This window comes from Lysinibacillus sp. NPDC093190, assembly GCF_050280425.1.
Classification (GTDB): domain Bacteria; phylum Bacillota; class Bacilli; order Bacillales_A; family Planococcaceae; genus Lysinibacillus.
This window is the reverse complement of record NZ_JBNNVG010000008.1, coordinates 142320-168841: the sequence shown is the minus strand read 5'-3', so window position 1 is coordinate 168841 and position 26522 is coordinate 142320. Positions and strand designations below refer to the sequence as shown.

29 protein-coding genes, 1 riboswitch and 1 other annotated feature are annotated in these 26522 nt (G+C 37.8%); of the genes, 26 read left to right on the top strand and 3 right to left on the bottom strand.

What is annotated here, in order from left to right; all coding sequences use genetic code 11:
• Positions 1-578 precede the first annotated feature (578 nt).
• Positions 579-753: riboswitch (M-box (ykoK) riboswitch) on the top strand.
• 226 nt (positions 754-979) lie between these two features.
• The 16 genes from ACQKOF_RS09215 (at position 980) to mtnN (ending at position 17004) form a co-directional block, all read left to right on the top strand.
• A complete protein-coding gene (locus tag ACQKOF_RS09215) occupies positions 980-1909 on the top strand; it encodes a magnesium transporter CorA family protein (RefSeq protein WP_427555759.1) in 930 nt (309 codons plus the stop codon).
• 21 nt (positions 1910-1930) lie between these two features.
• Positions 1931-2881, top strand: a complete 951-nt coding sequence (locus ACQKOF_RS09210) for a magnesium transporter CorA family protein (RefSeq protein ID WP_427555756.1) — start codon at positions 1931-1933, stop codon at positions 2879-2881.
• Between the two features lie 38 nt (positions 2882-2919).
• Complete coding sequence (locus tag ACQKOF_RS09205) at positions 2920-3873, top strand: magnesium transporter CorA family protein (protein ID WP_427555753.1); 954 nt, start codon at positions 2920-2922, stop codon at positions 3871-3873.
• Between the two features lie 207 nt (positions 3874-4080).
• Positions 4081-4294: a binding site (T-box leader), on the top strand.
• A 110-nt stretch (positions 4295-4404) separates the two neighbouring features.
• Positions 4405-7065 carry an alanine--tRNA ligase gene (gene alaS / locus ACQKOF_RS09200; protein ID WP_427555750.1) on the top strand — a complete coding sequence of 887 codons (2661 nt, stop codon included), beginning with the start codon at positions 4405-4407 and terminating at the stop codon, positions 7063-7065.
• Positions 7066-7153: 88 nt separating this feature from the next.
• Positions 7154-7420, top strand: a complete 267-nt coding sequence (locus tag ACQKOF_RS09195; RefSeq protein ID WP_004226839.1) for an IreB family regulatory phosphoprotein — start codon at positions 7154-7156, stop codon at positions 7418-7420.
• A gap of 2 nt (positions 7421-7422) precedes the next feature.
• A complete protein-coding gene (ruvX, locus tag ACQKOF_RS09190) occupies positions 7423-7839 on the top strand; it encodes a Holliday junction resolvase RuvX (protein ID WP_427555748.1) in 417 nt (138 codons plus the stop codon).
• Positions 7840-7856: 17 nt separating this feature from the next.
• Complete coding sequence (locus ACQKOF_RS09185) at positions 7857-8165, top strand: DUF1292 domain-containing protein (protein WP_370041983.1); 309 nt, start codon at positions 7857-7859, stop codon at positions 8163-8165.
• A gap of 191 nt (positions 8166-8356) precedes the next feature.
• Entirely contained in the window at positions 8357-8884 is a 528-nt protein-coding gene (locus tag ACQKOF_RS09180) for a DUF1292 domain-containing protein (protein WP_427555743.1), read from the top strand.
• Between the two features lie 381 nt (positions 8885-9265).
• On the top strand, positions 9266-10393 hold the full coding sequence (gene mltG / locus ACQKOF_RS09175) for an endolytic transglycosylase MltG (protein ID WP_427555741.1): 1128 nt from the start codon (positions 9266-9268) through the stop codon (positions 10391-10393).
• A gap of 660 nt (positions 10394-11053) precedes the next feature.
• Positions 11054-11686: an O-methyltransferase gene (locus ACQKOF_RS09170; protein WP_427555739.1), complete on the top strand. Its 633-nt coding sequence runs from the start codon at positions 11054-11056 to the stop codon at positions 11684-11686.
• Between the two features lie 5 nt (positions 11687-11691).
• Positions 11692-12624 (top strand): peptidase U32 family protein, encoded by a 933-nt coding sequence (locus ACQKOF_RS09165; protein ID WP_427555736.1) that lies wholly within the window; start codon positions 11692-11694, stop codon positions 12622-12624.
• Between the two features lie 14 nt (positions 12625-12638).
• Positions 12639-13919 carry a peptidase U32 family protein gene (locus ACQKOF_RS09160; protein ID WP_427555733.1) on the top strand — a complete coding sequence of 427 codons (1281 nt, stop codon included), beginning with the start codon at positions 12639-12641 and terminating at the stop codon, positions 13917-13919.
• A complete protein-coding gene (gene udk / locus ACQKOF_RS09155) occupies positions 13919-14557 on the top strand; it encodes a uridine kinase (protein ID WP_427555730.1) in 639 nt (212 codons plus the stop codon). Before ACQKOF_RS09160 ends, udk begins: the two co-directional genes overlap by 1 nt.
• 187 nt (positions 14558-14744) lie before the next feature.
• Positions 14745-15233 (top strand): transcription elongation factor GreA, encoded by a 489-nt coding sequence (greA, locus tag ACQKOF_RS09150; protein ID WP_049667741.1) that lies wholly within the window; start codon positions 14745-14747, stop codon positions 15231-15233.
• 359 nt (positions 15234-15592) lie between these two features.
• On the top strand, positions 15593-16249 hold the full coding sequence (locus ACQKOF_RS09145; protein WP_427555728.1) for a YrrS family protein: 657 nt from the start codon (positions 15593-15595) through the stop codon (positions 16247-16249).
• Between the two features lie 62 nt (positions 16250-16311).
• Positions 16312-17004, top strand: coding sequence for a 5'-methylthioadenosine/S-adenosylhomocysteine nucleosidase (gene mtnN, locus ACQKOF_RS09140; protein ID WP_427555725.1), 693 nt, complete (start codon positions 16312-16314; stop codon positions 17002-17004).
• Between the two features lie 584 nt (positions 17005-17588).
• Here mtnN and sigK read toward each other — a convergent pair.
• Positions 17589-18296 (bottom strand): RNA polymerase sporulation sigma factor SigK, encoded by a 708-nt coding sequence (gene sigK / locus ACQKOF_RS09135; RefSeq protein WP_053484741.1) that lies wholly within the window; start codon positions 18294-18296, stop codon positions 17589-17591.
• 87 nt (positions 18297-18383) lie between these two features.
• On the bottom strand, positions 18384-18884 hold the full coding sequence (gene pssA / locus ACQKOF_RS09130) for a CDP-diacylglycerol--serine O-phosphatidyltransferase (RefSeq protein WP_370042175.1): 501 nt from the start codon (positions 18882-18884) through the stop codon (positions 18384-18386).
• Between the two features lie 136 nt (positions 18885-19020).
• Here pssA and ACQKOF_RS09125 point away from each other — a divergent pair, with 136 nt between their 5' ends.
• The 10 genes from ACQKOF_RS09125 (at position 19021) to ACQKOF_RS09080 (ending at position 26150) form a co-directional block, all read left to right on the top strand.
• Positions 19021-19803, top strand: a complete 783-nt coding sequence (locus ACQKOF_RS09125; RefSeq protein WP_427555722.1) for a phosphatidylserine decarboxylase — start codon at positions 19021-19023, stop codon at positions 19801-19803.
• Between the two features lie 36 nt (positions 19804-19839).
• Positions 19840-20361 (top strand): YqeG family HAD IIIA-type phosphatase, encoded by a 522-nt coding sequence (locus tag ACQKOF_RS09120; protein ID WP_427555719.1) that lies wholly within the window; start codon positions 19840-19842, stop codon positions 20359-20361.
• Positions 20358-21461 carry a ribosome biogenesis GTPase YqeH gene (yqeH, locus tag ACQKOF_RS09115; RefSeq protein WP_427555716.1) on the top strand — a complete coding sequence of 368 codons (1104 nt, stop codon included), beginning with the start codon at positions 20358-20360 and terminating at the stop codon, positions 21459-21461. Before ACQKOF_RS09120 ends, yqeH begins: the two co-directional genes overlap by 4 nt.
• A 30-nt stretch (positions 21462-21491) precedes the next feature.
• Entirely contained in the window at positions 21492-22322 is an 831-nt protein-coding gene (aroE, locus tag ACQKOF_RS09110; RefSeq protein WP_427555714.1) for a shikimate dehydrogenase, read from the top strand.
• Positions 22323-22327: 5 nt separating this feature from the next.
• Positions 22328-22630: a ribosome assembly RNA-binding protein YhbY gene (gene yhbY / locus ACQKOF_RS09105; RefSeq protein WP_155591690.1), complete on the top strand. Its 303-nt coding sequence runs from the start codon at positions 22328-22330 to the stop codon at positions 22628-22630.
• A 9-nt stretch (positions 22631-22639) separates the two neighbouring features.
• The gene (locus ACQKOF_RS09100; RefSeq protein ID WP_427555711.1) at positions 22640-23230 is read left to right on the top strand and encodes a nicotinate-nucleotide adenylyltransferase; all 591 of its coding nucleotides are present in this window, start codon (positions 22640-22642) and stop codon (positions 23228-23230) included.
• Positions 23199-23771, top strand: a complete 573-nt coding sequence (gene yqeK, locus ACQKOF_RS09095) for a bis(5'-nucleosyl)-tetraphosphatase (symmetrical) YqeK (RefSeq protein ID WP_427555708.1) — start codon at positions 23199-23201, stop codon at positions 23769-23771. The genes ACQKOF_RS09100 and yqeK overlap by 32 nt, the downstream gene beginning before the upstream one ends.
• Positions 23768-24112 (top strand): ribosome silencing factor, encoded by a 345-nt coding sequence (rsfS, locus tag ACQKOF_RS09090; protein WP_427555705.1) that lies wholly within the window; start codon positions 23768-23770, stop codon positions 24110-24112. Before yqeK ends, rsfS begins: the two co-directional genes overlap by 4 nt.
• 2 nt (positions 24113-24114) lie before the next feature.
• A complete protein-coding gene (locus ACQKOF_RS09085) occupies positions 24115-24852 on the top strand; it encodes a class I SAM-dependent DNA methyltransferase (protein ID WP_427555703.1) in 738 nt (245 codons plus the stop codon).
• A 122-nt stretch (positions 24853-24974) separates the two neighbouring features.
• On the top strand, positions 24975-26150 hold the full coding sequence (locus ACQKOF_RS09080) for a DUF4085 family protein (protein ID WP_427555700.1): 1176 nt from the start codon (positions 24975-24977) through the stop codon (positions 26148-26150).
• 3 nt (positions 26151-26153) lie between these two features.
• On the opposite strand, the gene ACQKOF_RS09075 is transcribed toward ACQKOF_RS09080, so the two are convergent.
• Positions 26154-26522: hypothetical protein (locus ACQKOF_RS09075; RefSeq protein WP_427555698.1), on the bottom strand; the 369-nt coding region annotated here is incomplete at its 5' end.

Here is a 26522-nt window from a genome sequence, read left to right as displayed (position 1 = left end):
TTTGAATTTGGTGTGGTAACTACATTCTACACGAGGTCGTTATGGGCTTCCTTTATATTGACTTCTGGGTGTTGCACTTAATATTACAATCCGTCGAATAAAAAAATTAATTAATTTGTACTTTATGGATAATCAATAGCTTCTGTAACAGTCGTTAAGTCCTTTTCATAGTACGTAAGTTTTTGTATTTAAACTGCTGCACAATGAATCTAAAGAGGATCAAGACAAAATCTATGAAAGTCAAAGAGTGGAGAGCGGCAAGTGCTCATGTCGCTCTGCTTTCATTGAAAAGTTTACTGGAATCTTTTTTAGTAATACGTGAGTAGCTAGCGTTGAAAAAAACAGCTTAATAGAACAGAGAAAATGTTTAAATTATGCCTAGGCATAATTGATTTAAGAAAAATTATTAATGCTCTTTATCTGTTTTGTTTGAGAAAATTTTTTTTCGTAAACAACCGCAAATTTCTACTCCATTTATTTCTTATTTCGCACGGAAATTCGTAATAAAAAAAACCTAAAAAACATTTTTGGACTCTTGACAAAACAAAAAATACGGATTACGATTGCGAGGAAATTAAATAAAACCTCGTTAGGTGAGGCTCCTATACAAACATAGGCCACTGCCCAGAAATATCGAAAGATGCCCATGGGTAGAACAGGAATTGCCGGATTAAGGCTTTTCTTAAGGTGGCTAAGAGATGAATTTATCTCTTTACGGTGTATAGTGCTAAAACTCGAGTTAGGGGGAAACGAAAGTGCTTTCTGTACTTATTTATTTTTTATGCACTTTTTTAAATCTCCGGGACTCCTGGAGGTTTTTTTATTTTCAAAAAAGAACTTTAATACACTTTAGTGGAGAATAAGAGTTCATTTTTAGAAAGGAGGGGGTCAAAATGGAGAGTCCGAGTTCGGCCGATGGAGATAGTAGGAGTAAAAAACTTAAATCTGTTTTAATTCAGCAGGTTAGGAGGACGATTCAATGCTTAAAATCTATAAAAGAAGCAAAGAAGGGCTACTGGAAGAACAGCCTAAGATCGTTCAGGGTAGCTGTGTATATCTCACTGAACCATCCGAAGAAGATATACAGTATGTTGCTAATCGCCTTGGAGTACCAACTGACTTTATTAGTGACTCCCTTGATATTGATGAACGATCACGAATAGAAAAAAGCGGAAATGATTTATTACTGATTGTCAATGTACCCTTAAAAATGCCAAATGGAGAAACTATACCATATAGGACAATTCCAATCGGTATTATTCAAACAAGTGAAGTAATTGTAATAATTTGTCGCGTTAATCATCCGATTTTACAGGAATTTAGCAAAATTCTCGATAAGAATTTTAATAACAATATAAACGTATCTTTTATTTTACAATTGTTACTTGTTTCGGCCCGTTATTGTTTACGATGCCTTGATGATATTAATCAAAAAGTTATTGTATCTGAAAAATTAATACAAAAATCAATCAAGAACAGTGAAGTGTATACTTTACTCAATATAAATAAGAGCCTTGTTTATTTCATAAAGGCATTAAAAGTAAATCTTGTGATGATGAGGAAATTGTCAAGAGTACTTGAAATAAATGAAGAAGATGAAAAACGGATGCAGGACACTCTTAATGAAATGCAACAAGCTCTTGATACATCAAAAATTTACAACGAAAATTTAAGTAATATGATGGACGCATATTCTGCGGCGATTGAAATTAACCTTAGTGTTGTAGTGAAAGTTTTAACTGTATTTACGATTATCTTGACGTTTCCGACGATGGTCGCAACAATTTATGGGATGAATTTCCCATTACCAAAGCAAGATGGTGCATATGCATTAGCAGTGCTAATGTCAATTTCTACAGTCATTAGCTTGTTGACAGGTTGGGTATTTTACAAAAAGCGGCTATTTTAGCAGAGAAAGCGAGGAGAAAAGATGCTTACAATATATCAAAGTAATTCAATAGGTCAATTACAACAGGTATCTGACATTGTTCATAACACGTTGCTCTATCTTGTGGATCCAACAGATGCTGAAATTTCTCAAATTTCAAATAAACTTAATGTTCCGAAAGATTTTATTCGTGATTCCTTAGACATCAATGAGCGACCTCGGATTGAAAAAGAAGATTCGTCAATGGTCATCATTCTTAATTCTCCTGTTGTGATGAATGAGGAACGTTTGTACGAGGAAATTCCTTATCGTACGATACCAATCGGGATTATTCATGTAAAGGATCATTTAATAATTGTTACAAAAGAAGACAATCCATTATGTAGAGACATATTTTCAGGAAAGTATGGAACATTTCAAACGCATATGAAGACTCGAATAACATTACTTCTATTTGAAGCGATTGCTCAATCGTATCTTGATTTTCTCAAGCGTATAAAAGCGCAGGTTGGACGATTACAACGAGAATTAAAAGAATCACATAACAATCGTGAGCTTTTTGGTCTGATTCATATTAATAAAAGTTTAGTATATTTTTCAACATCTTTACGAGCTATGCGCAATGTCTTTTTACACCTTTCCAAAGGGCAAGATATAAAGCTATATGAAGAAGATCAACAAATGTTGCATAATGCGCTAGTAGATATTGAACAAGCAGCGGAAGTAACAGAAATGCGAAGTCTTAGTTTAAGTGGTCTTATGGATGCGTACGCAGCAATCACTCATAATAATCTAAATAGTGTTTTGAAAATACTGACTACTCTTACGTTAGTACTAATGATTCCGACTATAATTGGAAGTGTTTTCTCGATGAACGTCCCATTGCCCTATGAAGACCAGCCATTCATGTTCTTAGTAGTTATTGGACTAATGGTAGGAATCAGTGGAAGTCTCTTCTACGTATTTTACAAATCAAAATTTTTGCGTTTCTAATATATTCAGATAGTACGTAAGAAAGGTTGTGTTATAAAATGCTTTTAATTAACAAAAGTACCTCAGAAGGTAAGTTTGAACAGACATCAAAAATTGGTTATAATAGCTGGCTTCATCTTGAAGCACCAACAACAAGTGAAATTGAACATGTTGAGGCAGCTCTTGGTGTTCCAAACAATTTTTTAACGGATTCACTTGATATAGAAGAACGCCCACGAATTGAAGAGCGCAACGGAGCGTTCTTGATGGTTATTCATGTCCCATACGATCAATTAGATGTCGAAAGTTCTGATCAAGACGTGAAATATCGGACAATTCCAATGGGGATCATACACACAAAAAATCATATGATAACGATTTGTAGAGAAGAGTTACCTTTTATGAAGGATTTCTTTAACGGCGAAATGACTCTCTGTGAGACACATATGAAAACGCGCAACACTTTAAATATATTAAGTATAACGGCTCGAGCATATATTCGTTTTTTAGCTACAATTGAACGGGAAATCACTTTAGCAGAAAAAGAACTTGCTAAGTCATATCGTAATAGTGAGATGTATACACTCCTTAACTTAAACGAAAGTCTTATATATATGGTAACTTCTCTTAAACAAATGAAATTTACGATGCAAAAAATATTACATGGTAGCTCTATCGAATTAGACGAAGACGATGCAAGTGTTTTAGACGACGTGCTTATTGAATTAGATCAAGCATATGAAGTGACGGAAATTAATCAAACTAATTTAAATAATATTATGGATGCATATGGTAACGTAATTCAAAACAACGTAAGTCAAGTCCTTAAATTACTCGCTTCATTTACAATTATATTGTCGGTGCCGCTGTTAATTGCCAGTATTTATGGAATGAATGTGCCGCTACCATATCAAAATACATCAAATGCATTTTGGGTAGTGATCGTTGTCATGTTCTTGATGACAGGGTTGTCAGCCTTCGTTTTTTACAAAAAAAATTTTTTCTCTCGATAGTATAGAGGAATAGAATATACCATTTTATTGAAGGATATTTTGTATTTATTTTAATACGAAAACCAAAAAGGATTTTTTGGCCAAGGCGAAGATGACATAGGAGTGAAGGTCAGATTCCTTGGGAAAAATGAGCTTAGTTATGTTTAGCAATTATAGTGCCAATTGACAGAAGAAAATATTTTTTTTATAATTCTCGTTAGAAAATAGTAAAAAACGATGATGGAATAAGTACGTATTTGTGCGTGTAAAAGAAAGGGATTTCTTGGCTGAAAAAATCCTCACAATAGCAAATACCGAAAGCTACTCCAGAGTGCAGTTAATCCCTGCCGTTCACTTACGTTACAAGTGCTAAAGAGGTAAGTATACTTTTACTTACAACTAGGGTGGTACCGCGAGACAAACACAAGTCCTCGTCCCTTTTTTGGGATGGGGGCTTTTTTATGTCTATCTGCGCGAAAGCTTACGCCGAAGCAAAATTGATTTGCGGACTCATTTCGTATTTTACAAAACATATTGGGAGGAACTTTTCATATGAAAGCAGTAGAAATTCGCCGCATGTATTTAGAATTCTTTAAAGAAAAAGGTCATCATCATGAGCCATCAGCACCACTTGTGCCAATCAATGACCCATCATTACTTTGGATTAACTCAGGTGTTGCAACACTTAAACCATATTTCGATGGTCGTATCATTCCTGACAATCCACGTATTACAAATGCCCAAAAATCAATTCGTACTAATGATATTGAAAACGTAGGTAAAACGGCTCGACACCATACGTTTTTTGAAATGCTAGGTAACTTCTCGATTGGGGATTACTTCAAAAAAGAAGCTATTCATTTTGCTTGGGAATTCTTAACGGATAAAAAATGGATGGGCTTTGATCCAGAGCTTTTATCTATTACTATCCATCCTGAGGACCAAGAAGCATATGACGTTTGGCATAACGAAATTGGTATTCCTGAAGAGCGTTTAATCCGACTTGAGGGGAACTTCTGGGATATCGGTGAAGGTCCATCTGGTCCTAACTCAGAAATTTTTTATGATCGTGGGGAAGAATACGGTTCAGATGAAAATGATCCAGAAATGTATCCAGGTGGTGAAAATGAACGCTATCTTGAAATTTGGAACTTAGTGTTCTCTCAATTCAACCATAATCCTGATGGCACATATACACCACTTCCAAAACAAAATATTGATACTGGTATGGGTCTTGAGCGTATCGTATCAGTTGTTCAAAATGTTCCAACGAACTTTGATACTGATTTATTCATGCCTATTATTGAAAAAATCGAGCAATTAGCAAATCGCAAATACAAACGTCCAGGCGAAGTAGCGCTAAGTGAAATCTTCGGTTCAGAAGAAGATATCAATACACCATTTAAAGTTATCGCGGACCATATCCGTACAGTGGCGTTTGCCATTGGTGATGGTGCTCTTCCTTCAAATGAAGGTCGTGGTTATGTATTACGACGTTTACTACGTCGTGCTGTGCGCTATGCAAAACAAATCGGCATTGAAAAGCCATTTATGTTTGAATTAGTACCAACTGTTGGTGAAATTATGAATGATTTCTACCCAGAAGTAACGGAAAAATGCGAGTTTATCCAACGTGTTATTAAAAATGAAGAAATTCGCTTCCATGAAACATTAGACGGTGGTCTTGCTATTTTTAATGATGTAGTAGAGGCTCAAAAAGCAGCTGGTCATGACTATATTCCAGGTGCAGATGCATTCCGTTTATATGATACTTATGGTTTCCCAATCGAATTAACAGAAGAGTATGCGGAAGAAGTAGGCATGAAGGTAGACCATGAAGGCTTTGAAGCAGCAATGGAAGAACAACGTGAACGCGCACGTGCAGCTCGTCAAGATGTGGATTCTATGCAAGTACAAAACGAAGTACTAGCAAACTTGACGGTTGCGAGTGAATTTGTAGGTTATAATACATTAACGACAGACACAGAAATTGCAGCGATAATTGTCAACGGCCAAGTATCAAAGGTAGCATCTGAAGGGCAAGAAGCACTAGTTATTTTAGCTAAAACACCATTCTATGCTGAAATGGGTGGTCAAATTGCGGATAGCGGTGTTATTTCTAATGATAGCTTTACTGCCGTTGTAAAAGACGTACAAAAAGCTCCAAATGGTCAGCCGCTTCATACTGTACTTGTAGAATCTGGCGAAATGCATGTTGAAGATGCTGTAAAAGCAGTAGTTAACCGTGAAGAACGTAATTTAATTATTAAAAACCATACTGCGACACATATTATGCAACGTGCGCTAAAAGATGTACTGGGCGACCATGTTAGCCAAGCCGGATCATATGTAGGTCCTGATCGTTTACGTTTTGACTTCTCTCACTTCGGACAAGTGACAAAAGAGGAATTACAACAAATTGAACGTATTGTAAATGAAAAAGTGTGGGATGATATAGAGGTCGTTATTGAAGAAAAAGGCATCGATGAAGCGAAAGCTATGGGAGCAATGGCGCTATTCGGTGAGAAATATGGCGATATCGTTCGCGTTGTTTCAATTGGTGACTACTCTATTGAGCTTTGCGGTGGTATTCACGTAAAACGTTCTTCTGAAATTGGCTTCTTCAAAATTGTTTCAGAAGGTGGTATCGGTGCAGGTACACGTCGTATCGAGGCTGTAACAGGTAAAGTTGCTTATGAAGCAATAAAAGAGGAAGAAGCTTTATTAAACGAAGCAGCAGCATTATTAAAAGCAAATCCAAAAGATATTGTGACAAAAGTACATGCGTTACAAGCTGACTACAAAGATTTACAACGCGAAAATGAGGCATTATCACAAAAAATCGCGAATGCACAAGCGGGCGCTATTGTGGACGCAGCGCAAACTTTTGGAGATGTGACTGTTCTATCTACTAAAGTTGAGGCGAAGGACAACAATCAACTACGTCAAATGATGGATGACTTGAAAGCTAAAATGCCTAAAGCTGTCATCGTTCTTGGTGCTGTCGATGGCGAAAAGGTTATGCTATGTGCTGGAGTAACAAAAGATATAGTTGGTGGCAATTACCACGCCGGAAATATCGTAAAAATGGTAGCGGAAGCATGTGGTGGTAAAGGTGGCGGTCGTCCAGATATGGCGATGGCAGGTGCAAAAGAAGCATCAAAACTTGATGAAGCACTACTTTCTGTGTATGATTATGTTAAATCCATTTAATTAATACGCCAAAACATGTTATAATAAAGAGAAATTGGAGATGGCTTTTGTTGCGCATCTCCTTATTTCTGAAAGCGAGGTGCTGGTCATGAGTTCATTTGATCAAACTATGAAATTTAATTTTCCAGAAGAATCAATGGAACAGGAAGTCAAGCAGGTAATGTTGAAAGTACATTCTTCATTAGAGGAAAAGGGATATAACCCTATCAATCAGATTGTCGGTTATTTACTTTCTGGTGATCCGGCGTATATTCCTCGCCATCAGGATGCTCGTAATTTAATTCGCAAGCTTGAGCGTGACGAAATTCTAGAAGAGCTTGTTAAGTTTTATATTAAAAAGAACAACGAGGACTAGAAATGAGAATTATGGGATTAGACGTTGGTTCAAAAACCGTTGGCGTTGCTATTAGTGATGCTTTAGGGTGGACGGCCCAAGGTATTGAAACCGTAAAAATTGATGAAGCTAACGGCGAGTTCGGCATTGACCGTATAGCCGAGCTAGTGAAGGAGTATGCTATAACAGAATTTGTTGTAGGATACCCGAAAAACATGAATAATACGGTGGGACCGCGTGGTGAGGCTTCTGAAAACTATAAAAAGCTTTTAGAAGAAACATTTTCACTACCAGTTAAGCTTTGGGATGAGCGTTTAACTACGATGGCTGCTGAGCGTATGCTAATCGAAGCAGACGTGAGTCGCAAAAAGCGTAAGCAAGTCATTGATAAAATGGCTGCTGTGATGATTTTACAAGGCTACTTGGATAGCAAAAATTAATTGATGAGGTGACAAGCATGGCACACGAGCATAACCATGAAGAAGAATTACATGTACAACACATTACAGTGATTGACGAGAACGGAAATGAACAGCTTTGTGAAGTAATTCACGTTCATGAATCAGCTGAATTTGGCAAATCATACGTATTTTACTCTATGGTAGGCGCTGAAGAAGATGAGGATGGTTCTGTAGAAATCTTCGTATCTTCATTCGTTCCATCTGAAAATGGTGAAGATGGTGAATTAACACCAATCGAAACAGAAGCAGAGTGGGATATGGTAGAAGACGTATTAAACGCTTTAGAGGATGAAAACGAGGACTAATCATCGTTCTTTATAAGTGTGGAACAAGGATGGCAAACAAGCACTCCTTGTTCCTTTTTTACTTTAGAAAGAATGAAGCTATGAGGTTGTAAGACGAGTCTATGTTGAGATAGTTTCAGTGTCACCGGAAGATACTGAATATTTAAGGACTCGCTTCAAAATTTGAACCATAGTTAAAAGGAGGACATTGAATGAACGAGGAAACGCAAGAATTTCTTATAGTTGGAGAAAATGGCAAGGAGCAAAAGTGTCGTGTTGTCTTCACCTTCGATGCAGAGGAAAAATCATATGTATTGTTTTCGTTAATCGACGAAGAGGGCAATGAAATTCCTGGAGACATTTCTGCTATGACATTTGATTATGATGATAACAATGGAGAAATGACAAATCTACAGCCTGTTGAAACAGATGCAGAATGGGAAATGATTAATGAGGTAGTCCTGACGCTTCTAGACGAATTTGAAGAAGAGACGCAGCTGTTTACAATAACAGATGAGAATGGGGCAGATCAGGTATGTGAGGTTATTCATACATTTTCATCTGAACAATTTGGCAAATCCTATGTACTATATGTTCTGGCAACGGACGAGCCAATAGAGGAACGAGACATTTTTGCCGCACAATACGTATCGGAAAATGACGGAACGATTGATGATTTGTTACCGATTGAAACAGATGAAGAATGGGCATTTGTTGAAGATGTACTAAATGAATTGTAATTAGAACTCTGAGTGGTAAAATGCTACTCAGAGTTTTTTTCTTTTTCAGTTGTTATGTCAAGTCGAATTGTATTGGAATGTAAGCGTTTGTACTTAAAGTTGAAAAAAGTATATTAAAAATTGTATTTCTAGTAACTTCAGATGAGGCTGTCGAAGCCATAAAACTATCTGTTTTTGTGTCAGTTTGTTGACAAAACCTGTGAAAATCAACTTTGATTTATTATATTCATTCTTTTGTCACAAGCTATTTTTTAACTTCTTTCCGATTCCGGACGCAATTACAGGCATAATTGATATAATCTATTTCTCCTGAATTATCTATTTCTGTTTGTCGTGATAGTTGATTTCTAGTATGATAATGGAGTGATAGGGGGGAAACCCGTGAATAACGGTTCAAAAAAACAAGAAATGTTTTCAAAAATGCAAGAAAGAAAATCCGAGGTAAAAATTGTGAGAAAAATCGTTGCAATTGTTGCAATTGCTTTTGTTCTAATAGTAGGGATTGTCGGTTTACTTGGCTATAATTATGTGAAGAGTGCTTTAAAACCAGTGGATCCAGATGCGACTAAAACAATAGCAGTTGAAGTACCAATTGGCTCAACTTTAAGCTCTATTTCAACTCTACTAGAGGAAAAAGGGATTATTAAAGATGCTCGTGTTTTTAAATACTATGCTAAATTTAAAAATGAATCTCAGTTCCAAGCAGGAAACTATGGTTTAACACAAGCAATGACATTGGATGAGCTAATCGAAAGTTTAAAAACCGGGAAGGTCTACCGTAAGCCAGTCTTTACAATGACAATTCCTGAAGGTTTAACACTTGAACAAATTGGTAATATTATGGAAAAGAAAACACCGTACACTCAAAAAGAATTTATGGACTTAGTAACAAGCGATGCGTTTGTACAACAAATGAAGGCTAAATACCCTGAGCTTGTAACGGATGCGGTTTTAGCAGATAATATCCGATATGATTTAGAGGGCTATTTATTCCCTGCAACTTATTCTTATTTTGAAGAAAAACCATCATTGGAATCGATTGTAGACGAAATGGTAGGAGCAATGGACAAGGTTGTGAAAAATTACAACGATGTTTTAACTGAAAAGAAAATGTCAGCACATCAATTATTAACATTTGCTTCATTACTGGAAAGAGAAGCTACTGCCCAAACAGATCGAGAAACGATTGCGAGCGTATTCTATAATCGTATCGATCAAGGGATGCCACTACAAACAGATCCAACTGTTTTATATGCACTTGGTTCCCATAAAGATCGTGTACTATATAAAGATTTAGAAGTAGATAATGCCTATAATACTTACAAAAATAAAGGCTTACCACCAGGTCCTATTGCGGGTGCTGGAAAAACTTCAATTGAAGCAGTGCTTAATCCAAGTAAAACGGACTATCTCTACTTCTTAGCGGATAAAAAAGGTGTCAACCACTTCTCAAAAACGTACGATGAACATTTACAGAAAGTAGATAAATATATAAAAAAAGCAGAGTAAGTACTTTAAATAGCAAAAATAAATAGCCATAATGTGGATAGAAGGAAAGAAAAATAGCTTTCCTTCTATTTTCATGCTATTATAAATTGTGATTTTTAATCGATCCGCATGGAAAAATTCAATCTGTCCGTTAATGCGGAATAATATACGTGGTGGCAATTGTTTTGAGCTTATAAAAACAATTGCTCATTTTTGTATGACGAAGTACCAAGACATCACGTTTGGTCTTTTTCTTTTTGTTGCTAAATGATGAAGTACAGACAACGAGTATTGCTCGTTGCCTTTTAACTTCTTTCAGCGGGTGTCCAAACATCAGCTGAAAGAAGTTAAAGCCTCCGGCGTATGTCACGGAATCGGAAAGGAGTTCTTTGAGGATGTTAGCCTAAAATCATCTCATCCATGCGATAACGGCTAACTGACCTGCATCATGTTGTTGCTGACGCTACGCTTTCGCACAGACAAAACCCTGTTGTTGCTGCCGCTACGCTTTCGCACAGACAAAACCCTGTTGCTGCTGCTACGTTAGCACTGCGCTTTCGCAAAAATACATCTGTTGCTGACGCTACGCTTTCGCGCAAAAAACATCTGCAGGCCTAAGCACAAAGCTGATTCCGGACGCAATTATGCCGAGGCATAATTGATATGAGGGTGAACTAAAAAATGGAATTATCAGATGCATATATACAATCATTTATCCAACCACGTAATGAATTGCTTTTAGAAATGGAAGCATTTGCGGAGGAGAATCATGTACCGATTATGCAACTTTCAGGCATTGATGCACTAAATCAACTGCTACGTATTCAAAATCCGTCGAAAATTTTAGAGATTGGTACAGCAATTGGTTATTCTGCAATAAGGATGGCAGAGGCTTTACCAAATGTGCATATCGTTACAATCGAGCGTGATATAGAGCGTGTTACGAGAGCAAAGGCTTATATTGAACGTTCCACAGTATCAGATCGTATTACGGTCATTGAAGGCGACGCCTTAGAGGTGAATGATGAAGCAATTCAAACGTCCTTCGATGCTGTTTTTATCGATGCTGCAAAGGGACAATATCAACGCTTTTTTGAGAAGTATGCCCCTCTTGTAAAATCTGGCGGAGTTCTGTATATCGATAATATGTATATGCATGGCTTATCAGATTTGGATTTAAAAGATGTACCGCGTCGCAAACGTACAATGATTCGCAATTTAAAAAACTTTACCGAATGGATTATGCAGCACCCTGATTACACAAGTGCATTTTTACCAGTTGGTGATGGTTTATTATTATGTTTGAAGAGGTGACTATTATGAAAAAACCTGAATTGCTTGTTACACCGCAATCAGTGGACCATGTTAAAGCACTTTTACAGGCTGGAGCAGATGCTTTTGTCATTGGTGAACAACAATTTGGTCTGCGCCTAGCAGGAGAATTTTCTGTTAGTGAAGTGGAAGAAGCTACACAGCTAATTCATGCAGCGGGTAAAAAGGTTTATGTTGCGGTAAATGCGCTATTCCATAATGAAAAATTGGATGCGCTTGCCGAATATTTAAAAGAAATGCAACGTATTGGTGTTGACCGTTTAATTTATGGTGATCCAGCAGTATTAATCATCCGTCGTGAGCAAGGTGTAACAATACCGCTACACTGGAATCCAGAAACAACTGCAACGAACTGGTTTACTGCAAATTATTGGGGAAAACGCGGAGCAACTCGCGCAGTGCTTTCACGTGAACTTTCTTTAGATGAAGTGCTAGAAATTAAAGAAAATACAGAATTAGAGATTGAGGTTCAAGTACATGGAATGACATGTATGTTCCAATCAAAACGTCCATTACTAGGCCATTATTTCTTATATCAAGATAAAGTAATGGAAATTGAAAATCGTAAGGAAAATCGCAATATGTTCCTTCATGATGATGAACGTAATAATAAATATCCAATTTATGAGGACGCTAACGGTACTCATATTTTCAGTCCAAACGATATGTGCATTATTGATGAGCTTGGCGAATTATTCGAAGGTGGCATTGATGCATTGAAAATTGAGGGTGTTCTTCAAACGCCAGAATATGTGGTCACAGTAACAGGAGCTTATCGTCAAGCAATTGACACATATTTTGACGAATCAGAAGATGCGTATGAAGATATTAAAGATGATTTATTAGTTAAAATTGAAGAAATTCAGCCTGCCATCAGACCTCTTGATACTGGCTTTATCTTCAAGGAAACAGTTTACTAGGAGGTGGCAAGAACATGGCATTAGTATTAGAGCAAAATGACAAAATCCGTGAGATTATAGACGGTAAACGTGTCATTACAAAAAAACCAGAGCTACTTGCCCCTGCAGGTAGTTTAGAAAAATTAAAAGTAGCAGTACATTATGGAGCGGATGCTGTATTTATCGGTGGACGAGAGTTCGGTCTACGTTCAAACGCAGATAACTTCTCAATTGAAGAAATGCGCGAAGGTGTTGAATTCGCCAATAAATACGGTGCAAAAATATATGTTACGACAAATATTTTCGCCCACAATGAAAATATGGACGGCTTAGAGCAGTATTTAAAGGATATTGAATCTGCAGGTGTTACAGGCATTATTGTAGCGGACCCATTAATCATTGAAACATGCCGTACAGCCGCACCAAAGCTTGAAATTCACCTTTCAACACAGCAATCTTTATCAAACTGGAAGGCAGTACAGTATTGGAAAGAAGAAGGCTTACATCGTGTCGTATTAGCACGTGAAGTTGGCGGCGAAGAAATGAAGCTGATGAAAGAGAAAGTCGATATTGAAATTGAGGCTTTCGTTCATGGAGCAATGTGTATCGCCTATTCTGGTCGCTGTGTACTTTCAAATCATATGACTGCTCGTGACTCTAACCGTGGTGGTTGCTGTCAATCTTGCCGTTGGGACTATGATTTATATGAGCTAGAGGATGGCGAAGAAAAGGCACTTTTCGATGATAATCACGCACCTTTTGCGATGAGTCCGAAAGACTTAAAGCTGATTGAAGCAATACCACATATGATTGAGCTTGGTATTGATTCATTAAAAGTAGAAGGTCGCATGAAATCAATTCACTATGTTGCTACAGTTGTTTCAGTGTACCGCAAAGTGATTGACGCTTATTGTGCTGACCCTGAAAATTTCAAAATTAAACGTGAATGGCTTGATGAACTAGACAAATGTGCTAACCGTGATACTGCTGAAGCATTCTTCCATGATGCCCCTGGCCATGAGGAGCAAATGTTTGGTGTACATGGCCGTAAAACGACTTATGAGTTTGCTGGTTTAATTTTAGAGCATGACCCAGAAACGAAAATGGTTACAATGCAACAACGTAACTATTTTAAACCTGGCAATGAGGTTGAGTTCTTTGGACCAGAAATCGAAAATTTCCGTTTTACAATGGGTGAAATTTGGGATGAGGATGGCAATAGCTTAGATGCCGCACGTCATCCACTACAAATTGTTAAATTTAAATGCGATACACCATTAAATCCGCATAACATGATGCGAAAGGAGAATAATTAATGGCAGCGAAGCGTCCAGTCGTCATCGGAATCGCTGGTGGCTCATGCTCGGGAAAAACGAGTGTGACCCGTGCTATTTATGATGTTTTCCGTGACCATTCAGTAGTTGTAATTGAACAAGATTTTTATTATAAAGATCAAAGTCATTTAACATTTGAGGAGCGTTTAGGTACAAACTATGATCATCCGTTAGCGTTTGATAATGATTTGTTAATTGAGCACATAAAAAGATTATTAGTCCGTCAACCAATCGAAAAGCCTGTGTATGATTATGTGCAGCATACAAGAGCAAAAGAGATTATTCATGTTGAGCCTGTAGATGTTATTATACTAGAAGGTATTTTAGTGTTAGAAGATGCAGATTTACGTGATTTAATGGATATTAAATTATTTGTAGATACGGACTCAGACTTACGTATTATTCGTCGTATAATGCGTGATATAAAAGAGCGTGGACGTACAACAGATTCTGTAATCGAACAATACTTATCGGCAGTACGTCCAATGCACAATCTATTTATTGAGCCGACAAAACGTTATGCTGATATTATTATTCCTGAAGGCGGGGATAATGAGGTTGCGATTGATTTAATGGTAACGAAGATTAAAACTATCCTTGAAACTGACAACGTATTGTAATAAGATAGAGTGGTATTGACAATATTTACATGCATATCTGTACATATTTCAGAAAGGCATGCATACTATTAGGTCAAAGAGTAATTTGAAACCGTTTAAAAATAATAAAATTCGATTAAGTGAATCCTACTAGGCCCTTAATCGAGTTTTATGTTTTTCTATTGACGAAAACAAGGAGTGAAGAACTTTGGCAAACGAAAAACAGTACCCAATGACAGCTGAAGGTAAAAGAAAATTAGAAGAAGAATTAGTGAAATTAGAAACAGAAACACGTAAGGAAATCGTAGAACGTATTAAAATCGCTCGTGATTTCGGGGATCTTTCTGAAAATGCTGAGTATGACTCTGCAAAAGAAGAACAAGCCTTTTTAGAAGGTCGAATTTCTACATTAAAATCAATGATTCGTAACGCAGTTATTATTTCTGAGGATGAAACAGACAACAGTGTAGTATCACTAGGGAAAACGGTTACATTTGTAGAAGTTATTAATGGGAAACCATCAACAGATGAGGAATCGTATACAATTGTTGGATCGGCTGAGGCAGATCCAATGGAGTTCCGTATTTCAAATGAATCACCAATTGCTAAAGGCTTGCTAGGTCGTGCTGAAGGCGAAGAGGTAGTCGTACAAACACCTGGTGGTGAAATGAAAGTTAAAATTATTTCAATAAAATAATTTTTGTACAAGCAGTTAGCTTATCTTTTGAAAGGAGAGCTAGCTGCTTTTATCTTCATTTAGCAGAATGTTTTTTGTAACGTAAGTGCAGCGTCAGTTACAAATGTTATTTTAGCGGCAATGTTTATCTGCGCGAAAACGAAGTGTCAGCGGCAATGTTTATCTGCGCGAAAACGAAGCGATAGTAACAACAACAATTAAGCTAAGGAGAAATAAATCTTGATTCTATTATCTAGGTGAGTGTAAAAACTCATTGGAAAATACGTCGAGATATTTCTCTATGAAAAAATATATGAGCACAATTATTTTGCAAGTACTGTTGAACTTGATAGAATATTGGCTAGAGAGGGGGAGACTTCATGAGTGAAAAACAAACTCGAAGCAGTCGTCATTTGCAGCCATCTCGTAATAAAAAGCTAGATAAACTATTGAATGTTTTAATTGGTATTGTCGTGATATTAATTATTATAACAGCAACATATGTGTTTAAATGGCAGGATGATGCAGGAAAAGCTGAGAAAGGCGAGCCAATACAGGAGCAGAATAACGATAAAGAAAATGTGAAGGAAGAGCCTTCTAAAGAGCAAAATAACGATGATGTTACAGCTCAAGAGGAAAAACCTACAAAGGAAGAGCCTACAGAAGGAACCCAAACATCTGAACAGGACGCTACTACTGAAAGTACTTCAGACAACCCAATTGTTGACAAGGTCATAACAAATAAAAATTGGGAGCCTACACCTACAACACAAACAGGTCAGCATGTGTCTTCTTACGATGATAAATCAGTAGACTGGGCTGAAAAGGTAGCAGCAGTTACAGCCGTTACAGGTATCGAAAAGGATAAAATGATTATCTGGCGTATGGGAAATAACGGTAGCGCTAATTCGGCTATTGCTACAGTTTCAACGAATGATAAGACAAAAATGTATCGCGTTAGCATGGAATGGGTCGACAACGAAGGCTGGCTACCAGTAAAACTTGAGCAACTAAATACATTAAATGGCGCCTATTGACGAAAATAACTTGTTTGTTTATTTTTTAATAGAGTTGAATAAAGAAGGGAAGTAACATAGATATGAAAATTGCAGTAATCGGCGCAATGGAAGAGGAAGTAGAGCTTCTACGAGTTTCATTAGATCAGGCAAAAAGCACAACAATTGCAGGCAGTGAATATACAACAGGAACTTATAAAGGGAAAGAGGTAGTTTTATTAAAAAGTGGTATTGGTAAAGTGAATGCTGCAATGTCAACTACTATTCTATTACATGAATTCAAGCCTGATGTAGTCATTAATACGGGCTCTGCCGGAGGCTATGATGAAACTCTTGAAGTAGGCGCAGTCGTTATTTCAGATGAAGTCCGTCACCATGATGTAGATGTAACGATTTTCGGTTATGAAATGGGTCAGATGGCTGGTATGCCAGCAGCTTATAAATCAGATGAAAAACTTATGAAAGTGGCTGAAGAGGCAGTAGAGGCTGTTGGAGAGCACCAATATGGTATTGGTTTAATTTGCTCGGGTGATGCATTTATGAATGATCCTGTTCGTGTAGAAGCTGTCCGTCGTCATTTCCCACAAATGAAGGCAGTGGAGATGGAAGCAGCAGCTGTTGCACAAGTATGCTATCAATTTGGTACTCCGTTTGTTGTTATTCGTGCTTTATCAGATATTGCTGGAAAAGAATCGAATATTAGCTTTGATGAGTTTTTACCAGTAGCTGCAAAACATTCAACACAAATAGTACTAAAAGCTATCGAATCGTTATAAAAGTCTATAAATTAGTAGGGTTTTCTTCATTCCCACTGATTTTTAGTTTTCACCAATCTGCGGGATAAACTACACAAAATAGTCAAAATGAGCACCATTTAGTGTGAGAAAAATCACAGTTTAAAAGTCTCGCAAATGCTAAACTGTTGTTGATAAATCTCTTCATATTTAGATGGGAGGCATTCATAATGCTATTTTTAACAGCAGGTGTAGTCATTATTACGATGTTACTCGGTACACTTATTTCAGTAGAACTTTCAGAATCTGTTGAAATTCATTAAGAGAAAAAGCTCTCTTGCGACATTTAATGACGCAAGAGAGCTTTTTTTAGCTTAATTATTTATGCTACTTCTAAGGAGGGGCTAATTACCGAAAAGTTCGGTATAACATTTGTTAAAACGTTCCCTATACGTTGATTGGAGTGGAGGTTGGATGCCCAAAGGAAAGCGCTCAGCCGGAACGGAAATCAACTCTACGTTATGATGGTAAGCCTAAGGATTATTTTTGTAACAAAAAATACAAGATTAATCGCAGAATAATGCAATGGATTTATTGTAATTTTATAATTATCAATTTACAATATATTACTCAATAATCTTTTGATCTCGTTTGTATAATTGATAGAGTTTAATAAGTGCTCGCTTTTCAATGCGAGATACATAGCTACGAGAAATATTTAAACGTGCAGCGATTTCTTTTTGTGTGAGTGCATCCTGCTGGTTTAGACCATAGCGAAGTGTAACGATTTCGAGTTCACGTTCATCAAGCATATGCAAATAATGATATAGTTGTGCAACATGCTCTTTATGTTCAAGTTTTTCTGTTGCACTCTCTTCATCGCATTGTAATAGATCTCGGATTTGTAGGGCATTACCATCTTTATCTGTACCGATTGGCTCAAATAAGCTAACATCTTTTTGCACTTTTTTCTGTGTACGCAGATGCATTAAAATTTCATTTTCGATACAGCGGGCTGCATAAGTGGCAAGACGGGTCTTTTTGTCAGGCGTATAACTTTCTACAGCTTTCATAAGACCAATAGTACCGATGGAAATATAATCATCAAGTTGTTCATGCTTTGGGTGGAATTTCTTCACAACGTGTGCGACAAGTCTCATATTACGTTCAATTAGGTCAAGACGCGCTTGCTCATCACCGCCTAAAAATCGTTCAATACAAGCAGCTTCCTCTTCTTTTGAAAAGGGTTTATGGAATGTTTGCCCCTTTAAATAGCCAAGTAACGCTGGGATCTCAAGCCATAACTGCAACATAGATGTAAAAATTCCGCTCATTGAATGATTTCATCCTTTCCCCATTTTTCGACAGTATATGTTATGAAACTGTGTTAAATGAAAAAAAGTGCAACAGCAAATGCGCTGTTACACTTTTTTTAATGTGATTGTACTAATCATTAGTAATGCTAGTATTGGGAATAGGAAAAGATAAAATGCCGGGTGGAACGTATTAGATGCAAAATACGTTAAAGTTAAGATCGTACCTGCCGCTGTAATTGGTAACCCTGTAAAGTAGCCGTTTGCTTCACTAATATTGAAGCGAGCTAATCTCATCGCACCGCAGACGATATACAGTACTGTCATCGTCATGCCGACGAAACCAAAGTCGACTAAGACAACTTTATACATTAATAATGCAGGCGCCACACCAAATGATATAATATCACTCATAGAATCTAATTGTTTACCTAAATCAGACACTTGTCCGAGAGCTCTAGCAACCTTTCCGTCATAGCGATCAAGAAGGGCTGCGATAAAGATAAACAAGACACTGTAGCTATAGTATTCGTGTAGTGTAGCCATTATAGCCGCGCCGCCGAAGGACATATTACTGATTGTGATAAAGTTTGCTGCTTGCGATTTCATTTTCTTAACCGTGGTATCCACCAACTTGTGATAAAAAAACAAGGGGGATCACTCCTTTGCACTTAAGATATTTTACCATTATACTTCGAATGCGAAAAAATTGACAGTCTAAATTAATCGATAGGGGTTTTGTTTTATGAAAGAAAAACTATATCAACGCTTGATTGAATTAACAAACGGCAAGCAATCCTCCCATATTTTGCAATCTATTGCAAAAGCAAAGTGGAGTAAACGTATTATTCCAAGTTACATGAAGGTTTACGACATTAATCTTGAAGAGGTTTCAAAAAAACAACAACATTTTTCAAGTTTACATGATTTTTTTACAAGAGAGCTTTTAGAACATGCACGTCCAATTGAACAAAATCCCACAACCTATGTAAGTCCAGTGGATGCGAAAGTGGAATCATTTGGACGTATCGAATGGGATATGACGTTTCTTGTAAAGGGTAAGCCTTATGCTTTACAAGATTTACTTGGCAATGCAGAACGTGCTTCACAATATGCAGATGGACATTATATCGTGTTTTACTTGAGTCCTGCAGATTATCACCGTATTCATAGTCCGATTGATGGGGAAGTGCTAAGACAATATACACTTGGTCAAAAATCCTATCCTGTTAACCAGCTCGGTCTTACATACGGTAAAAAACCAATTTCCCACAATTATCGTTCAGTAACGGAGCTGAAAGTGGCTAATAGTCAGCAGGTAGCATTTATTAAAGTTGGTGCTACCTTTGTAAACTCTATCGTGCTTACTAATACAACAACAAAGTGGCGTAAAGGTGAAGAAGTAGGATATTTTTCATTCGGCTCAACAGTAGTTATGCTGTTTGAAAAGGGTGCAATAGAATTTACGGAAAATGTTGTACAAGGAAGCCCAATTCGAATGGGTGAAGCCTTCGCAAATATGCTATAATGGTCGAATAATACATTTAGATTAGGGGTCGCTATTTTGTATAATTTTTTATTACCAGATGAATTTGTCACGAGTATTTATGAAATTACACCGGAAAAGCTTCAAGACTTAGGCATTAAAGGTATTATTACGGATTTAGATAATACGCTTGTAGAATGGGACCGTGCAGATGCAACGGAAGAGCTTACTATTTGGCTGCGCATTATGAAAGAATCAGGCATTCGTGTTATTATTGCGTCGAATAACAAAGAAGCGCGTGTAAAGCAATTTGCTGAGCCATTAGGTATTCCTTATATTCATAAGGCGAGAAAGCCACTTCGTAATGCCTTTTATAGTGCAATTATTCAATTAGGGCTACGACCACAGGAAGTAGTAATGGTAGGAGACCAACTACTAACAGATGTAATGGGCGCAAATCGCTTAGGCTTGCATACGGTACTAGTAAAACCAGTTGCACAATCAGATGGACTCGTAACAAAATTCAATCGATTTATTGAACGTCGTGTGTTCAATAATTTGAAACGAAAAGGAATCACTACTTGGGAGGAAAAAGAATGAACGAAATGCCAAATTGTATTGGCTGTGGTACAACAATTCAAACAGAAGATAAAACAGCAGTTGGGTATGCACCCCCATCATCATTAGAAAAAGACGTGGTCATTTGCCAACGTTGCTTCCGTTTGAAAAATTATAATGAAATTCAACCTGTTTCATTAACAGATGACGACTTTTTACGCATATTAAACGGTCTTGGAACACAGCAAGGCTTAATCGTAAAAATTGTTGATATATTTGACTTCAATGGGAGCTGGTTACCAGGACTTCACCGTTTCGTTGGTAAAAATCCTGTATTATTAATCGCGAATAAAGCCGATCTATTACCGAAATCTGTGAAACCGAAAAAAGTGATTAATTGGCTAAAACGTGAAGCAAAGGCTCTTGGTCTACAACCTGTCGATGTACTTTTAGTGAGTGCCCATAAAGGTAAAGGAATGGCTGAAGCGATGGAAGCCATTGATGAGTACCGTAGTGGACAAAATGTTTACGTTGTAGGTTGTACAAATGTTGGGAAATCCACGTTCATTAATCGCATTATCAAGCAAGCTACTGGTGAAGGTGAGATTATTACAACTTCTCATTTCCCAGGTACTACTTTAGATATGATTGAAATTCCATTAGATGATGGTAGTGCATTATATGATACACCAGGGATTATTAATCACCATCAGATGGCACACCATATTGACTCTAACGAATTAAAATATATTATGCCTAAAAAAGAAATAAAGCCAAAAGTATATCAACAAAATGCAGGACAAACATTATTTATCGGTGCTCTTGCTCGTTTTGACTTTATTCAAGGAGATCGTTCGGCATTTACGGTACATGTGGCAAATGACTTACCAATACACCGTACAAAGCTTGAGAAGGCAGATACATTGTATGCAGAGCATAAGGGTGAATTGCTTGCACCTCCAACTGCCGAATTTATAGAACAGCTACCGCCATTAGTGCGTCATGAGTTCTCTATCAAAGAAGCGAAAACAGACGTTGTATTCTCTGGTCTTGGATGGATTACAGTGCAGCATGCCGATGTTGTTGTAGCAGCTTATGCACCAAAGGGTGTACAAGTTTCAATTCGCCCGTCACTAATTTAGGATGTACAAGTAGAGAAGAGGGACTAGGAAATGAAGAAATGGTTTGCGGTTATTGGTGATCCAATTGAGCATTCGAAATCTCCAACAATGCATAATGCTTGGTTCGAGGAGCTGTCGATAGATGCGACGTATATTCCAGTGCGTGTAACTTCTGAAAATTTGGAGTCAGCGGTTGCTGGTCTGAAAACATTAGGGGCAAGTGGCTGGAACATTACAATCCCACATAAAACAGCGATCATTCCTTATTTAGATGAGCTAGATGAGTTGGCAGAAAAAATGGGAGCTGTCAATACAGTTGTCCGAACAAAAGAAGGAAAATTAAAAGGATACAATACAGACGGTGTTGGTTTTGTGCGCTCGTTAGAAGAAGCGGTTGGTAAGTCACATAAAGACAAGCCAGTTCTTCTTATTGGTGCGGGTGGTGCTGCTCGTGGTATTGCTTTTGCGATGCAGCAGCAAGGTTATACGAATTTAACCATTGCCAACCGCACAGTGGCAAATGCACAAGCAATTGTCGATGAAATGGGTATAGGTAAGGCTATTTCTTTAGCAGAGGCTGAGGAATCCTTAGTTGATTTCGGCATTTTAGTGCAAATGACATCGGCTGGACTTGCTACGGGCAATTTTTCAATGCCATTTTCATTAGAACGACTTGCAAAAGGCGCAATTGTTGCCGATATTGTGTATAATCCATTAATGACGCCTTTTTTAAAAGCGGCTGAGGAAAAAGGAGCAACCGTCGTTACGGGTCTTGGAATGTTCATTCATCAAGGAGCTATTGCTTTTGAGCATTGGCTTGATGAATACCCAAATACAAATTCAATGATTGCGCAACTAAAGGCGCAATTAGGAGGATATTAATTTTTATGTTAACAGGTAAACAAAAACGTTTTTTACGTGCAGAAGCACATCATTTAACACCAATTTTCCAAGTAGGAAAAGGCGGAGTTAATGACGAAATGACAAAGCAAATTCGTGAAGCATTAGAAGTACGAGAGTTGATTAAGGTACGTATTTTAGATAACTGTGAGGAGGACAAGCATGAAGTTGCAGAAGCACTTGCTAAAGGTGCTCATGCAGAGCTTGTGCAATTAATTGGACTGACAGTTGTTTTATATAAAGAATCACGCAATCATAAAAAGATTGTATTACCAAAAGCAACGAAATAAGGTGAGACGATGAAAAAGATCGGTTTACTGGGAGGTACATTTAATCCACCACATAATGGACATTTAATGATGGCTAATGAAGTACTTCACGCGCTAGAGCTAGATGAAGTTCGCTTTATGCCAAATGCGTTACCACCACATAAGTTCGCACGTCATGATGCTAGCGATGTGGAGCGCCTTGAAATGGTAAGGCGTGCAATAAGTCCATATCCGTATTTTTCTGTGGAGTCGTATGAGGTGGATAAGGGTGGCGTATCCTATTCATATAAGACACTTTCTGCGATGTGTATAAGAGAGCCTAATGTGAAATTTTACTTTATCATTGGCGGCGACATGATTGATTCGCTTCATACATGGTACTGTATTGATGAATTAGTGAAGCTTGTGCAATTTGTAGGAGTAAAGCGTCCAGGAACAGAGGCCACAACAGAGTATCCTATAATAATGGTGGAAGCTCCCCAAATCGATTTATCGTCCACACTGATTCGTGAACGCCTAGCCACTGGAGGAACGGTTACTTTTTTACTGCCTGAAGCGGTAGAGACGTTCATACGAGAGGAAGGTCTTTATGGAACGCGAACAGTATTTAGCGGCGATTAAGCCACGTATGCCTGAGAAGCGCTATATTCATACCATTGGTGTAATGGAAACAGCCACCCGGCTAGCAAAATTATATGGTGAGGATGAAAAAAAAGCTGAGACAGCAGCCATCCTTCACGATATTGCGAAATATGCAAATATTGAATGGATGGAGCAAATCGTCCGTGATGAACAACTAGATGCTCGTCTTATTGGCTGGGGTAGTGAATTACTGCATGGTCCAATAGGTGCATATATTGCAGAAAGCGAATTTGCCATTACAGATGAGGATATGTTAAATGCTATTCGTTTTCATACAACAGGCCGCGTGGGCATGAGCCGTTTAGAAAAAATTATTTTTGTTGCGGATATGATTGAACCCAATCGTAAATTTGATGGTGTTGATCGACTGCGAAAAAAAGCAAAGAAAAATTTGGATAAAGCGATGAGTGCTTGTGTGCGCCATACATTGGCATTTTTAATTGACACAAAACAACCAATTTATCCATTATCAATAGAATGTTACAACGATATGATGAAAAGAGAGGACAGTGAAGGATGACTTCAACTTTATTACAATCAGCTTACAAAGCAATTGACGACAAACATGGTGAGGATATTGTCGTTTTAAATATGCAAGGTATTTCACTTTTAGCGGATTACTTTATTATTTCTCATGGTAATTCTGACCGCCAAGTGCAAGCAATCGCACGTGAATTACAAGAGGTAGCAGTAAAAGAGGGCTTTGAAATTCGACGCGTAGAAGGCTTCGATGCAGCACGCTGGATTCTTGTAGACCTAGGAGATGTTGTAGCGCATGTATTCCATAAAGATGAACGAGCTTATTATAACTTAGAGCGTCTATGGGGCGATGCACCGCAACTAGGCATGCCAGAGGCTTAAGTGTGAGTAGTTACGAACGATTTGCGCACGTGTATGATGAGCTGCAAACCGATATCCCTTACAATCTTTATGTGGAATGGGTTTTGCAGCACGCGTCGAGCAGTCAATTTCCAAATCTTTTAGATATCGGCTGTGGTACAGGTGTGCTTAGCCTGTTGTTTGCGCAGGCAGGTTATAAGGTGAGTGGAATCGATTTATCTGAAAATATGCTCTCAATTGCCGCAGAGCGCTTTGCTGATGCAGGATTACATGTGCCTCTCTATTGTATGTCGATGGATGAATTAGAGGGCTTTGAGGCGCTTGACGTTGTAACGATTGCTATTGATTCGCTGAATTATGTAGTGGAGGAAAAAGCAGTTTATTCAACATTAGAACGTATTTATGGTGCTTTGCGAGATGGAGGCCAACTGTTTTTTGACGTGCATTCGTTATTCAAAATGAATGATATATTTTTAGACGGACCATTTACGTATGACGATGGTGATATTAGCTATGTATGGCATACGGAGCCTGGCGATTTTGAACATTCCGTTGTCCACCAAATGACGTTTTATGTGCGTGCTGAGAGTGATCTGTATGAACGTTTCGACGAGGAGCATAACCAACGCACATTCTCAATTGAGCAATATATGGCATGGCTTCAGGAAATTGGCTTTAATCATGTAGAAGTAACAGCAGATTTTACAGATGAAGGCCCTGAATATGAAAGTGAACGCATTTTTATCCGTGCGGTAAAATAGTAAAACAGCTTGCTGGTAAACTAACCAGTAAGCTGTTTTTACTTTTCGTTGTTTATTATTTTGTTTTGCTTCCGAAATAATGTTTCTGTTATCTTACAACCCAATTAAAAGGAGCTGAAATTATGTGGCATTTAACATTGCGAGAGAAAACAGCGTATGAAAGTGCGATGAAACTATTTATTTACGAATCTGATGAAGAGTGGACACAGAGCCTTGCCTATGCAAAGGCAAATGATATTGATTTATATAAGGAAAAAAAGCAGGAGTTAGATGCAATACGCGATAGTTTGATGAACTATTTACCACAACGGTTTCATACATATGTTTTAGATGGTACGTTGAATACACCAGATGTTCCTAAACATGTATGGGAAGATTTTCTGGAATGGAGAAATGAACAGGAGCAGCTATTTGAAAATATTCTCGATGCGGCATATGAGGAAAAGCAGAAAACGTTAGCTTATATGAAACCAAAGGAAAGAGAGGTCTTTGAGCAAAGCCTTCATGATGCAAACATAGTTAGTATCCGCCGTAATGCTACTCAAGTTGAATTAACACTGGATATGGCGGGAGGCTTTACTGCAAAATCAATCATTTCTCTAACGTTTAACAATATTGTAAGTGAGTTAGGTCAAGTAGAACTAGAGCATTTTTATATTTACGATGAGCTCAGAAAAACAGCTAATGGTTTTGCACTTCGCGTTATTTTTGATTGTCCAGAGGTGGAGTGGACGATTGAAGCAGAGGAGTTAGACGCTGAATTTTATTATCGTCCAAAAACATATAGTGATTTTGCTGAAAGCGGTAATTTTTCTGGATACGTTCAAACATTGCAGCTAGAGAATGGCTTAATCTTTATTACGCCGCAATTGAAAAAGCAAGTGGTTGGGCTTCAGCAACACGCACCGTTTTTAATTTTTGAAAATAGCCATCTATATGAAAATGAACATGGAGTTTTTGTAGATACGATACGTGTGGCAGATAAGTTAGAGGATTGTATTCATTTCTTACATACAGATACATATGAAGATCCGTATGCGCACTTTAGTGAGCCAATACCAATACAGGACTTGGAAGAAGCGGCTCTCTGTACAGATTTAGAGTTAAAGGTTCGCGCTTGGAATACGATGTATGCCAATCCAGTAAAGCTCACTAAGGAGATTAATCATATATTAATGCAGATGAATCCATCTCAAGAGGATAATATGATGCAACGTGTGTTTATTCGCCATTTTAACAAAGAGGGAATCTTAACGACTGAGCTTCAAGCGAAATTTAAAGATCTACTAGAAGACTAAAGCTTATAAAAAATGAGCCACTTTGCACAAATATGCACTATGGTTCTTTTCGCATTGTAACGGTAGAAATAAAAGATTAAGTTGATTGGAGTGGAGACTGGGCGACTCCTTGGGGATCAGCGGTAGAGGAACGAAGGCTAAAAGCATCACGTCCTGTAATAACGCCTTCGTGACCAACATCGGTGCTGCTGCCGCTTCGCTTTCGCGCAAAAAGCATCTGTTGGCCCGATACCCTGGAGCGCAGCGGATGTTTTCTGTGCGAAAGCGTAGTGCTAACGTAGCAGCAGCAACTGGGTTTTGTCTGTGCGAAAGCGAAGCGACAGCAACAAATGTTTTATCTGTGCGAAAGCGAAGCGACAGCAACAATGTTTT